The following is a 12090-nucleotide window of genomic DNA, read 5'->3' as shown; positions in this document are numbered from 1 at the left end:
AGACAGTGCACCCCGCGTGAGTTCCGGTGCCGGAGGCGGGAACGTCAGCCACGTCCCCCTGCGGAACCACCTGTTCCCTCACCCTCACCCTCTCCCTCTCCCTCGACCTCGCCCTCTCCCTCGCCCTCCTCGAAGCTCGCGAAGTACGCGGCCGCCATGTCCTCGTCCGCGTGGCCCTGTGCGGCGGCGCGGGCCAGGCGTTCGGCGCCGGCGGCGGCCACGTCGAGGCGTACCCCGTACCGCTCCCCGGCCTCGACGATCAGGCGGGCGTCCTTGGCGGCGGTCGAGACCGCGAAGGACGCCGGGGACAGGCCACCGTCGAGGATCAGCGCGGACTTGGCGCGCAGATAGCCCATGTCGAGCGGGCCGCCCTCGATGATCGCGAAGAAGGAGCGCGGGTCGACATCCAGGGCCTTGGACAGGGCGAGGACCTCTCCGGCCGCGTTGGTGGCGGCCAGCACCCAGCTGTTGGCCACCAGTTTGAGCCGGGTCGCGGTGCCCGCCGCGCCGTCCTCGCCGGTCCAGACCGTACGGGCGCCCACGGCGTCGAACACCGGGGTCACCGTCTCCCGGCCCGCGACCGGCCCCGCCGCCAGCACCGTCAGCTGCCCCGCCTCGGCCGGCTGCCGTGTGCCGAGGACCGGGGCGTCGTAGAAGAGCAGTCCGTGTTCGTCGGCCAGCGCGGCCAGTTCGGCGACGGCCTCCAGTCCGGCGGTGGTGGACTGGACCCAGGCCGTGCCGGGGCCGAGCGCGGACCCCGCCTCCCGCATCACGTCCCTGGCCGCTGCCCCGTCGTACAGCACGGTGAGCACCACGTCGGCACCGCGTACGGCCTCCGCCGGGGTTCCGGCGACCTGCGCACCGTCGGCGGCGAGGGCCTCGGCCTTCTGCCGGGTGCGGTTCCACACCCGCACGGTGTGACCGGCGCGGACCAGGTTGCGGGCCATCGCGGCCCCCATGATGCCGGTACCCAGGACGCTTACGGTGAGCTTGTCAGTCATGACGCCAACTTCCTGCCGCGTACAGTGCGTTGGCAGTTTCGCAGCTCGGGGAGGGGTGGAGGCCGCTACGACACCGGGCGGGAGGCACTTGGCGGAGGCGGCGCACAGCTGAACGCGAGGACGTCGGAACCCGACGGGGTGAGGGATCAGGTCAGCTCGACGGGGTGAGGGATCAGGTCAGCCCGACGAGGCGAGGGATCAGGTCAGCTCACGGCCGGGCCGCATGCGCGGGCGGTGGCGTGGGAAGACCGGGCCAGGTGAGCATCGACACGAACAGGTCCTCGACGGGGCCCACCGGCGGCGGTCTGGACGTACGCCCGGCCTCCGGGTACATCGGCGCCGACATCCACGGCGTCGACCTCGCCGCCCCGCTCGACGACGCGACGGTCGCCGGCATCCGCGCGGCGCTGCTCCGCTGGAAGGTCGTGTTCTTCCGGGGGCAGCGGCTGGACCACGCCGCGCAGATCGCGTTCGCGCGCCGCCTCGGGGAGCCGATCCGGCTGCGATCGCGGGGCTCGGTCTCCCCCGCCGGGCACCCCGAGATCGAGACCACCGCCGACCGGCAGGAACTGGGCCGCAAGCACGGCATGGACCAGGCCGAATGGCTGGAGCGCCGCCGTCACTCGACCCTCCGGGGCTGGCACGCCGACCACACCGCGCGCATCGACCCGCCCGCGCTGACCCTGCTCCGCGCCGAACGCGTGCCCCCGTACGGCGGTGACACCACCTGGGCGAACCTCGCGACCGCCTACGCGGGCCTGTCCGAGCCGGTGCGCCGGTTCGCCGACGGGCTGCGCGCCGAGCACCGGCTCGGCGTCGGCTACCTCGCCCGGTCCGGCCCGGACCCCTATCTCCGCCACCTCCAGGACCACCAGGTCGCCTCCGTCCACCCGGTGGTCCGCGTCCACCCCGAGACCGGCGAACGGATCCTGTACATCAACCCGTACTACGTCGAGAACATCGTCGACGTCACCCGGGCCGAGAGCCGGCTCCTCCTGGAACTGTTCGTCGAGCAGATCACCCGCCCCGAGTACACGGTCCGCTTCCGCTGGGAGCCGGGGTCGGTGGCTCTCTGGGACAACCGCGCCACCGTCCACCTGGCCCCCAGCGACACCGCCCACCTGGACTTCCCGCGCATCATGCACCGGGTCATGGTCGCCGGGGACCCGCCGGTCGGCGTGGACGGCACCCCGTCCAAGTCCCTCTGCGGCGCACCGCTCCACGACCGGAGCGCGTAGCGACGGAGGCCGCGTGGCCCGCCGTGGGCGAGTCGGCCCGTTCGGCGCGGTCGTCGGTCGGTACGTGGTCAGGACCGGATTTCGGGTAACCGGCACCGCATGGGTGATGTACTCGTCGGAACCTGCTCCTGGACCGACCGCGCGCTGCTGGCCAGCGGCTGGTACCCACGCGGCCATCGCGACCCCGAGCCCCGACTCCGTTACTACGCCGAGCAGTTCCCGGTCGTCGAGGTGGATTCCGGCTACTACGCCCTGCCCAGCCGCCGCAACAGCCTGCTGTGGGCCGAGCGGACACCGCCCGAATTCCGCTTCGACGTCAAGGCGTTCTCCCTCCTCACCGGCCACCCGACCCGCCCGGCGGCCCTCCCCGCGGACCTGCGGGAGTCCCTGGGGGCTGAACTGCGCCGCGGGGCCCCCGCCGCCGTACTGGACCGGGTCTGGGAGCGGTTCGCCCACGCCATCGAGCCGTTGCGGACGGCGGGGCGGCTGGGAGCGGTGCTGTTCCAGTTCCCGCCGTGGTTCGCGCCGGGCAGAGGGCCGGAGGAGCCGGAGGAGCCGGAGGAGGCGGAGGAGGAGGCGGACGCACATCGGCCGAGCAGGGCCGCCCTCAGCACGCCGGTGAGGACTTCTCGGAGCACGTCGGTGCCGAGACCTTCCGGGAGCACGTCGGCGCCGAGGGCTTCCGGGAGCACCTCGTCGGTGAGGACTTCCCGGACCACGCCGGTGCGGGCTTCCGGGAGGCTCGCCGAGAGGACTCCGGAACAGACGCTGGAGGAGTGTGCGGAGCGTACGGCCGGCTGGCCCGTCTCGGTCGAGTTCCGGCACCCGGCGTGGTGGCAGGGCGAACAGGCCGACCGTACGGCGGCGTTACTGTCCCGGCTCGGCCTTGTCGCCGTGGGGGTCGACATGGCCCAGGGACTGGAGTCCTCCGTGCCGCCCTTCGTCCCCGTCACCTCCCCGGATCTCGCCGTCGTACGGTTCCACGGCCGCAGCCCGGCCTGGGGCACGGGCAGCAAGGAGGACCGCTTCCGGTACGCGTACACCGAGGCCGAACTCCGCGCGTGGGCACCCCGGTTGCGGGAGGCCGCCGAACAGGTCGACGAACTGCACGTCCTCTTCAACAACTGCTGCGCCGACGCGGCCGTGAGGGCGGCGGAGACGATGCGGCGGGTGCTCGACACGGCGTGACCCCGCCGCCACCGGAAAGGCCACCAGTAAAGGCCCCCAGGGAGGCCACTGGTCACTAACTCACCCGCACCGACTTCTCCACCGTGACCTGGTCGATGTCCGTCGTGCGGACCGTGAGCTTCATCGTCCACCTGCCGGGCAGAGGGAGTTGGAGGGTGTCCGTGGCCCAGTAGCCGCCGCGGTCGGTGAGCTTCGCGTCGATCGGGCCGATCTTCTGGGACTTCAGGGTGAAGGTGAGTCGCAGTTCCGGGACGGTGGCGATGCCGTCGTCGGGGCCGAAGACCACGGCCTGCACGGAGTTCCTGCCCACCCGCCCCGGGCCGAGGTCGATCTGGACCTTGCCGTGGCCGTTCGGGGTGCCGACGTCGAAGGGGACCGTCGACGAGGAGGCCGTGACACCGCCGGCCGCCTGTCCCGCGCTCTCCTCGGCGATCTCCACCGCCGCCCGCCCCGGCAGGGTCCCCGTCAACACGGTGGTGATCACCAGCACGACGACCGCGACGGTGAACTCCGCGAGCACGGAACGCCTGAGCCCCTGGCGGGGCAGATCGCCGGGGGAGTCCTCAGAAGACGGTGAGGTGGAGGGGATGGAGGTGGTGAAGGGGGTGGAAGAGGCGGAGAGGGTGGAAGAGGCGGAGAGGGTGGAAGAGGCGGAGGGGTGCGAGGAGCCGGCGGTGTCGGACGAGCCCTCGCCATCCCCCTGATCGCCCGCACCCCCGGAAGCCCGGTCGGCGGCGTCGTCGGAAGCGTCGGCCGCCTCGCCGGCTCCCACACGCCGGGGCGCCCGCTCCGGCACCCGCGCCGTCACCTTCACCGCCGCCGAGACCGCCACGGTCGCCGGCACGGCCGCGCCCGCCTGCTCAGGAACCGCGCCCGAGTCACGCACTTCGCCCGACTCACGCACCTCGCCCTGCTCACGAACCTCACCCCGCTCCCGCCCTTCGGCCGCCCCCACCCGGCCCGTCCAGCGCCGCGAGAACGCCGCCGCCGCCAGCAGAAGCAGCACCGCGACCAGCTTGGCGACGAGGACCTCCCCGTACGCCGTGGAGGTGAAGGCGGACCAAGAGCCGAGGCCGCGCCAGGACTGGTAGACGCCGGTGACGACCAGGACGACCACCGAGACGAAGGCGAGCCGGGAGAACCGGTGGACCACGGCGGCCGTCAGCGTCCTCGGCGCCCGGTACAGGACGGTCAGCAGTGCGGTCAGCCCGCCCAGCCAGACGGCCATGGCGAGCAGATGCAGCACGGAGGAGGTCATCGCGACCGGCACCTGGATACCGGCGGAGGCGTGCTCCGCGGCCGCCCAGGTCCCGGCGAGACCGACAGAGAGCAGCGCCCCGCAGACGAGCGCACCCTTCCCCCACTCCTGCCGGTCCCCCTGCCGGCGTACGCGTACGAGGAGGAGGGCGGCCACCGCGAGCAGGCCCAGCCGGGCCAGCAGCGCGAGCCCCGGCCGGCTGACCAGCGTGTCGCGCAGCAGGGAGGGGTCGAGGGCGGTCCCGATCCCGCTGCCCCGCTCGTACGGTCCACGAAGCAGCAGCAGGGCCGCCGAGGCCAGCAGCAGGGCCAGCCAGCCGGACAGCAGCAGCTTGCGCAGCACCTCGCTCGGCCCGCCGAGCACGACCGCCAGGAAGAAGGTCACGCCGATGAGCAGGGCGAGGGCGCCGTACGCGAAGTACCGGGTGATGTCGTAGAGGGATGAGGTGAGCGGGTCCTCGGTGAGGTCGGCGGGGAGGGCCGCGGCGGTCGCGGACGGCTCGCCGATGGAGAAGAGCAGGGCGCCCGAGATGGGGTGGCTGTCGGCCGAGACCACACGCCAGGCGATCGTGTACGTGCCGTCGCCGAGGCCGGTGGGGAGGGTGACCCGAACCGTGTCGGCCCGGCCGCCCGCGCGCCCCGGCTTGCCCGTGTCGACCGCCCGGTTCTCCGGGTCGATGACGCGGAGGGAGTCCTCCAGGAGGCTTACCGACTCGGTGAAGCGGAGGGTGATGTCCCGGGGAGCGGCGTCGAGGACGCTTCCGTCGACGGGATCGCTTCCCTTGAGGGCGGCGTGCGCGGACGCGGTACCCGCCCCGCCGAGGAGGAACAGGACCAGCACGGTGCCCAGCAGCACCAGGCGCTGAACCCCTCGGGCCCGCCGACCGACCGGCCCTCCGCCCCATCCGGCGCCCCGGCCTCCGGCCCGGCCCCCGAGAGAGCCCGCCGTACGGCCTCCGGATCCGCCGGTGGCCCCGCCGGTTCCGTCATATCGCCTCACGCCTCTGTCCTCGCCGCGGCTCTCGACCCGTTGCCGTTGCCGTTCCCATCGCCGTTGCCGTTGCCGTCGCCGTTCCCGCGCCCAGTCCCGTTCCCGGGTTCGGGTACGGCCTTCGTCCCAGCCCCTGGCCCTGTCGTCGACGGGGTCGCTGTACCTGCCTCGGTCCACGTAGTGCTCCGGATCCACGGTCGCCGGCTCTCGGACTCCTCGAACAGGTACGCACACCACGAACGCCCCGTTCAACGCGATCCGTACAGGCCGCCACCGTACCTACGCCCGCCCCAGCTCCCCTATCTCCGCGGCCCGGTCCGGGTACAGCCGAGCCAGCTCCGCGGCGTCCCCGTGCTCGTACCCCTCGTAGGTGAACCCCGGCGCCATCGTGCACCCGAACAAGGTCCAGCCCCCACCACCGCCGACGCCACCCCCACCGCCCAGGACGCGCGCCCCCATCCAGGTCCCCGCTGGCACGACGTACTGCACGTGCTGCCCGCCGAGCACGTCCGGCCCGAGGACGACGGTCCGCGAGGACCCGTCCGGGGCGAGCAGCAGCATCCGCAGCGGATCGCCGAGGTGGAAGTGCCAGATCTCGTCGCCGGGCAGCCGGTGCAGGGCGGAGTAGTCGCCGGGTTCGGTGGTGAGCAGGGCGACGATCGCGGTCCCCTCGGGCCGCCCGTCACCCCGCTCGGGCCCGGCCCACGTCTGACGGAAACGTCCGCCCTCGCGCGGTATGGGCTCCAACTCGTAGTGCGCTATGAGGTCTTCGGGAGTCATCCGCCGAGGCTACGCCCACCACCCGAACTACTGACCGAACACGGTCTCCCGCCGCAGGAAGGCCAACCGGGCCCGCTTCTCGGGCAGATACACCTCCGGCAGATCGATCTCCGGCAGTACGACGGCGGGCCCGGGCGCGAACCCCTGCCGGGTGAACCGCGCGATCGCCTTCTCGTTCCGCTCGTCGGGGTCGACGACGACCCGCCGCCGGTCCAGCCCGACGAACACGTACGACGTGAAGGCCGCCAGCACCGCGGACGACCACCCCGGCCGCGCTCCCGCCTCCCCGGCGGGCGCCAGCAGCACATGGACGCCGATGTCCCCGGGCTCGACGTCGTAGCACTCGCCGACCCGGTCGGCCTCGGGCTCGTACGTCTGCAGCAGCCCGACGGGCTCGCCGTCGCGCACCGCGAGGTAGGCGTGGTGCGTGTCGAAGGCCTCCAGGCCCTCGTAGATCTCCCGGACCTGCTCCTGCGTGAGCCCGTTCATGCCCCAGAACTCGGCCCTCGGTTCCCGCACCCAGCCGTGCACCACGGCGGCGTCGGCCTTCGCGTCCAACGGCAGGATCCGCAGGGTCCCGAACCCGTCCACCGCCTGCTCGTGCACGGCCGCACGGTCGGCGTACGACGCACCGCACTCCCGGGACTCCCGGGGCTCGACGGTCGTGGCCCCCTGGGGCTCAACGGTCATGACGCTTCTCCTCGCTGCTGTGGTCGACGTCGACGTCGTCGTCCTTGGTGAACCGGTCCCAGTCCGTGACGACCGGTACGAGATCTCCCCTGAGCCACAGGGGCAGTTGATCGCGGTGGTGAGGCGACCCGCCGACACCGGACGCCCCGAACGGCACCACCCAGAGGCTGTCCTCGCGCCGGGCCAGATCCCACACGTACCGGGCGGCGGGCCCGCGAGCGCTGAGGTCGGTGATGCCGGGGACCGCGGAGGTACAGAGCACACAGTCGTGATCACCGGCGAGCCCCGGCTCGGGGACGACAGGCGGACGGCCGTCGGCACCGTCGCCGCGACGGCCGTCGGCACCGGCGTCGGTGCCGGAACGCTCGTCCGTGTCGCCGCCAGGACGCCCGCCCGCGCCGTCGTCCGGGAGCGCACGCCAGGGCACGAGCCTGTGGCCGTCGCCCCAGCGCCCCGTGTCGAGGCCGGCGACCTCCTCCAGCGCCTCCCGCACGAGCGCGTCCCGGTCGATCCCGTACAACTCCTCGGCCCGCAGCAGATGTTCGAGCGCGAACCCGATCCGCACGGTCAGCGACAGCCACGGGCGAAAGACCTCGGGGTACGCCGGCGGCACCGCGAGCGCCGCGAAGGCGGGCTCCGCGGCGAGCCGCCGTACGACGGCCCCCCGCAAGGCCGCGTACGCCGCCGCGTCGACACTGTCGGCCCCCATCCGCCGGTCCCACCGGAGCAGCCGCTCGCGCAGCGCGGCCGCGGCGGTGTCGGTGGTGGTGACGGCGGCCACGCGCGCCAACAGGGGCCCGGCGGAGGCCAGATGGGTGTCCATGTGGATCGCGGGCATGTCCGTGGCGGACCACACCCGCTTCTCGTCCAGCAGCGCGCGAATACGTTCCGCCCGGTGCGGCGGAGCGAACTCGACGCCCAACGGAGTCGCCGGGCCACGCTGGTTGGCCATCACCGCGACACCGTCCTCGAACGTGCCGTACGGCGTCTCGTGCCACCCTTCCCACTCGTGCCCCGGCTCCCAGGCCGCGACCACCCGCGTCCGGTTGTCCCGGCTCCGCACCGGCACCCGGCCCGCCACCCGGTGCAGCACCCCGCCCCGCGTGTCCGCGGCCTGCACGACGTTCACCGGCTCGGCCCACCGGTCGAACGCGCGGTCCACGTCGGCGACCTCACGGGCCCGGAGGAGCGGCAGCAGCGCCTCGATCCCGAGTTCCCCGGTCACCCGCGGCGGATACCGGAGGCTGAGGGGACCGACCGGCTCGGAGTCACCCGGAGCAGGGTCGGTGTCCAGGCCCCCGATGACGACCGGCCCCCGAGCGGTCTCGATCACCTCGACCTCGACGGGCTCCCCGCCCGCGACCTCGATGACCTCCACGTGCCGGTGCACGGCCCGCCACACCCCGTCGGGGTCCAGCGCCTCGACGACACCTCCGCCCTCCCCGCCCCCGGGCCGGTGGTCGGCCTCCTCGCGAACCCCCACCCGCAGTCGTTCCCGGTACAGATCCTGGTAGTCGGCCATGGCGTTGGTGATGGCCCAGGCCACGTCGCCGGTGTGACCGAAGTGGGCGATGCCCGGCATACCCGGGACGGCGAGGCCGACGACGTCGAACTCGGGGCAGGAGAGGTGGATCTGCTGGTAGACCCCGGGCTCCTCGATGAACCGGTGCGGATCACCGGCGATGACGGCCCGTCCGGTGGCCGTCCGGGACCCGTCGACGAGCCACCCGTTGCTGCCGGAGGTGGCGGGCCCGTCGGTGGCGAAGAGCCCGATCGCGTCGGCTCCGAGATGCCGTACGGCCTCCTCGCGCCAGAGCTTGGCGGGGAACCCGGCGAACAGGATGTGCGTGGCGATCCAGACCCCGAGCGGGTGCCAGGCCTCCCAGCGGCCGGGCACGAGCCCGGCACGAGCGAACTCGGGCGCGCGCCGGGCGCCCTCGACGAGTCCGTCGTTCACGCCTTCCACGTACGCGCGGACCCAGTCGGCGCTCTCCGGATCCGTACGCTCCAGCCGCGCGAAGCATCTTCGGGCCGTGTCCTCCAGACGCGCCCGTCTCGCGAACCGGTCCCAGCCGAGGGAGTCCACGCCGAGGAAGGCGGCCGAGGTGCCCTGCACACGGTGGCGTTCGACCTCCAGCTGCCAGGCCCGGTCGAGGGCCGTGACCCGGCCCTGGGCGTGGGCGAGAGCGCGGGCGTCGGTGGCGCGCAGATGCGGAATGCCCCAGGCATCACGGAAAGTCCCGTACGCCCCATGGCCCCCCAGGCCCCCATGGCCCGCATGGCTGGCATGGCCCGCACAGCCGGCATGGCTTGAATCACTCCCCCGAGCATGCCCCCGCACACCGCTGATGTCCCGCATTTCTGCACCCCGCCTGTGATTTAGGTTAGCCTCACCTAAGCAATCCGTGATCAAAGCGTACGTGAAGGGTGCAGAATCCATGGGGCAGGGGCACGGTTGGGAGGGGGCGGTCCTCAAACTGCTCCGGGGCAAGGACTTCGTCCTCACGGTGACCGGTGCGGAACAAGTCACCGAGCACTACCGCCGGATTCACCTCACCGACGGCGGCATGCTCGCGGTCACCGGCGTCCATCCGACGATGTGGGTCCGCCTCTGGTTCGACGCCGCCGGCAAACCGCACCAGCGGGCGTACACCCTGGTGGACCCCGACCCGGCGGCCGGCACCTTCAGCCTGGAGTTCGCCCTCCACGACGGTCACGCCAGCGACTGGGCTCGCGCCGCGAAGCCGGGTGACACCATCGAGGCCACGGTCCAGGGCACCGCCTTCACCGACCCGGACCCGGCCCCCTCCCACCTCCTCGTCATCGGCGACCCGGCCTCCCTCCCCGCCATCAACTCCCTCCTCACCGCCCTCCCCTCGGCCCCGGCGACGATCTGGTTCGAGACCCCTACGGACGCGGAGGCGACGCGCGAGGCGCGGACCTCGGGGCCGGCGGGGGCGCCCAGGGCCACCGACTCAGGGACGGAGGGCGGCACGGGGCCGGAGGCCGGCTCGGGGACGGGCGCCGGCTCGGGGCCGGAGGGCGGCACGGGGCCGGAGGGCGGCACGGGGCCGAAGGCCAGCTCGGGGCCGAAGGCCAGCTCGGGGACGGAGGGCAGCTCGGGAACGGGGGCCAGCTCGGGGCCGGGCGCCGTCACTGGCACAGGCGCCGTCACTGGCACGGGCGGGCTCCCCTTCCGTGTCGATCCCTCCCGCCACGACGTCCGCCCGATCTCACGTCAGGACGCCGGCGCACACCTGATCGCCCAGGTGAAGGCCGACGCCCCCGCCCTGCTCGCCGACACCCCCGACCCCTACGTCTGGATCGCCTGCGACACGGCGACCACCCGTTCCCTGACGGCGCACTTCCGCAAGGAACTGGGCCTGCCGAAGCAACGCATCCACGCCCTCGGCTACTGGCGCCCCTGACGAAGCCCGAGGGCCCCGCCTTCCCCGCACACACGACCGCGCCCCGGTCCGTCGCCCCGACGAAGCGGATCCGAGGCCGGGCTGCGGCACGGCGGGGGACGGGTGATCATCGGGGCATGAACGTCACCCTTCACCTCGCCCAGGACCCCGAAGCGGACGACCTCCTCGGCCGTAGTCCCCTCGCCGCGCTGGTCGGCATGCTGTTGGACCAGCAAGTACCGATGGAGTGGGCGTTCAAGGGCCCCTGGACCATCGCCCAACGCCTCGGCGCCGACGACCTGGACGCCCACGAGATCGCGGCGACCGACCCGGAGTCCTTCGCCGCGCTGCTGTCCACCAAGCCCGCGGTCCACCGCTACCCGGGCTCCATGGCGAAGCGGATCCAGCAGCTGTGCCAGTACCTCGTCGAGCACTACGACGGTGACGCGAGCGCGGTCTGGCAGGACGTGACGACCGGCAAGGAGCTCCTCTCCCGCCTCGAATCCCTCCCCGGCTTCGGCCACCAGAAGGCCCAGATCTTCCTGGCCCTCCTCGGGAAACAACTCGGCGTCCACCCCACCGGCTGGCGCGAGGCCGCGGGCTCGTACGGCGACCCCGACTCCTTCCGCTCCGTGGCCGACATCAAAGGACCCGAATCCCTGGCCAAGGTCCGCGCGCACAAACAGGAGATGAAGGCAGCGGCCAAAGCCGCGAAGGCCTCCGGCAAGTAACGGGGCGCCCTGGTCGCCCCCCGACAGCCTGAAGAGAGCGGAGCCGGTCATAAATACGGGGCCGGGAGACCCGGGGCGGCCTGGAAGGCGGAAGGCCGGAAGGCTTGGGAGCACGGAAGCCCGAGAGGCCGAGGACCTGGGCTGGGGGCCAGTGGCTAGGGGCTCGGAGGCCCGGAAGAGTACTAGGCCGCAAGGCTCCTGGAAGGGCGGAAGGCCGGAAGGCCGGGGGCCCCGAAAGCCGAAAGGCCGAGAACCTGAGGGACTCGGAGGCTCTGCAGCCAGGAGTCCGGGAGGCCCGGGAGCCGGCGCTCGGAAGCCAGGAGGCCAGGGCTCGGGAGGCCAGGGGGCCAGGAGGCCGGGGCTCGGGCGCTCGGAAGAGCAGAAGGCCGGAAGACCACGAGGCCGGAAGACCACGAGGTTCCTGGGAGCACGGAAGGCCGGAAGGCCGGGGACCCCGAAAGCCGAAAGGCCAAGGACCTGAGGGACTCGGAGGCTCTGCAGCCAGGAGACCGGGAGGCCCGGGAGCCGACGCTCGGAAGGCCGAGAGGCCGAGGGCTCGGAAGGCACAGAAGCTAAGGAGGCCAGGAAGAGCCTGGGGGTCAGGGAGCCGCCGGGGTGGCCGCCGCGCCACCAGGGTGGCCGCCTGGCCGTCGAGCTGGCCGCCTGGCCACCGTTACCGGGCGACTGCGTGACCACCTCGCCCGCGTCCCCGCGTTCCCACCTCCCCCCAACGCTCCGCCTCCCCCTCCCCCCTACGCCGACCGAGCGGATCCCCGGCTCCACCCGGTACACGCACACCCGCCCCTG

9 protein-coding genes and 1 pseudogene are annotated in these 12090 nt (G+C 73.1%); 5 read left to right on the top strand and 5 right to left on the bottom strand.

Annotated features, from left to right (window positions below):
• Positions 1–44: 44 nt before the first annotated feature.
• Positions 45–1001: an NAD(P)-dependent oxidoreductase gene (locus ACZ9QC_RS21875; RefSeq protein ID WP_472914678.1), complete on the bottom strand. Its 957-nt coding sequence runs from the start codon at positions 999–1001 to the stop codon at positions 45–47.
• A gap of 257 nt (positions 1002–1258) precedes the next feature.
• Here ACZ9QC_RS21875 and ACZ9QC_RS21870 point away from each other — a divergent pair, with 257 nt between their 5' ends.
• Together ACZ9QC_RS21870 and ACZ9QC_RS21865 are read left to right on the top strand one after the other, a co-directional pair.
• Positions 1259–2239, top strand: a complete 981-nt coding sequence (locus ACZ9QC_RS21870; protein WP_472914677.1) for a TauD/TfdA dioxygenase family protein — start codon at positions 1259–1261, stop codon at positions 2237–2239.
• Positions 2240–2338: 99 nt separating this feature from the next.
• Positions 2339–3427, top strand: coding sequence for a DUF72 domain-containing protein (locus ACZ9QC_RS21865; RefSeq protein ID WP_472914676.1), 1089 nt, complete (start codon positions 2339–2341; stop codon positions 3425–3427).
• Positions 3428–3482: 55 nt separating this feature from the next.
• Here the strand turns inward: ACZ9QC_RS21865 and ACZ9QC_RS21860 are convergent, their stop codons facing one another.
• The 4 genes from ACZ9QC_RS21860 to ACZ9QC_RS21845 all read right to left on the bottom strand — a co-directional run bounded on the left by ACZ9QC_RS21860 (position 3483) and on the right by ACZ9QC_RS21845 (position 9504).
• Positions 3483–5540 (bottom strand): copper resistance CopC/CopD family protein, encoded by a 2058-nt coding sequence (locus ACZ9QC_RS21860; protein WP_472914675.1) that lies wholly within the window; start codon positions 5538–5540, stop codon positions 3483–3485.
• Positions 5541–5954: 414 nt separating this feature from the next.
• On the bottom strand, positions 5955–6455 hold the full coding sequence (locus tag ACZ9QC_RS21855; protein ID WP_472914674.1) for a cupin domain-containing protein: 501 nt from the start codon (positions 6453–6455) through the stop codon (positions 5955–5957).
• A gap of 27 nt (positions 6456–6482) precedes the next feature.
• Complete coding sequence (locus ACZ9QC_RS21850) at positions 6483–7145, bottom strand: GNAT family N-acetyltransferase (protein ID WP_472914673.1); 663 nt, start codon at positions 7143–7145, stop codon at positions 6483–6485.
• The gene (locus ACZ9QC_RS21845) at positions 7135–9504 is read right to left on the bottom strand and encodes a penicillin acylase family protein (protein ID WP_472914672.1); all 2370 of its coding nucleotides are present in this window, start codon (positions 9502–9504) and stop codon (positions 7135–7137) included. The genes ACZ9QC_RS21850 and ACZ9QC_RS21845 overlap by 11 nt, the downstream gene beginning before the upstream one ends.
• A 79-nt stretch (positions 9505–9583) precedes the next feature.
• On the opposite strand from ACZ9QC_RS21845, the pseudogene ACZ9QC_RS21840 reads away from it, so the two are divergent.
• The 3 genes and pseudogenes from ACZ9QC_RS21840 to ACZ9QC_RS21830 all read left to right on the top strand — a co-directional run.
• Positions 9584–10051: pseudogene (locus tag ACZ9QC_RS21840) on the top strand (siderophore-interacting protein); the annotation flags it as partial.
• Positions 10037–10573, top strand: coding sequence for an SIP domain-containing protein (locus ACZ9QC_RS21835; RefSeq protein ID WP_472921758.1), 537 nt, complete (start codon positions 10037–10039; stop codon positions 10571–10573). The pseudogene ACZ9QC_RS21840 and the gene ACZ9QC_RS21835, both read left to right, overlap by 15 nt.
• A gap of 116 nt (positions 10574–10689) precedes the next feature.
• Complete coding sequence (locus ACZ9QC_RS21830; RefSeq protein WP_472914671.1) at positions 10690–11283, top strand: HhH-GPD-type base excision DNA repair protein; 594 nt, start codon at positions 10690–10692, stop codon at positions 11281–11283.
• Positions 11284–12090: the final 807 nt, after the last annotated feature.

It is taken from the genome of Streptomyces sp. HUAS MS02, from assembly GCF_055702265.1.
Note: the sequence above shows the minus strand (reverse complement) of the source record. Positions and strands in the feature narration are given on the sequence as shown.

Excerpts from the sequence above, each read along its gene's own strand:
- ACZ9QC_RS21875 (WP_472914678.1), bottom strand. The coding sequence starts at position 1,001 with ATGACTGACAAGCTCACCGTAAGCGTCCTGGGTACCGGCATCATGGGG.
- ACZ9QC_RS21850 (WP_472914673.1), bottom strand. The coding sequence starts at position 7,145 with ATGACCGTTGAGCCCCAGGGGGCCACGACCGTCGAGCCCCGGGAGTCC.
- ACZ9QC_RS21845 (WP_472914672.1), bottom strand. The coding sequence starts at position 9,504 with ATGCGGGACATCAGCGGTGTGCGGGGGCATGCTCGGGGGAGTGATTCA.
- ACZ9QC_RS21865 (WP_472914676.1), top strand. The coding sequence starts at position 2,339 with ATGGGTGATGTACTCGTCGGAACCTGCTCCTGGACCGACCGCGCGCTG.
- ACZ9QC_RS21830 (WP_472914671.1), top strand. The coding sequence starts at position 10,690 with ATGAACGTCACCCTTCACCTCGCCCAGGACCCCGAAGCGGACGACCTC.
- ACZ9QC_RS21855 (WP_472914674.1), bottom strand. The coding sequence starts at position 6,455 with ATGACTCCCGAAGACCTCATAGCGCACTACGAGTTGGAGCCCATACCG.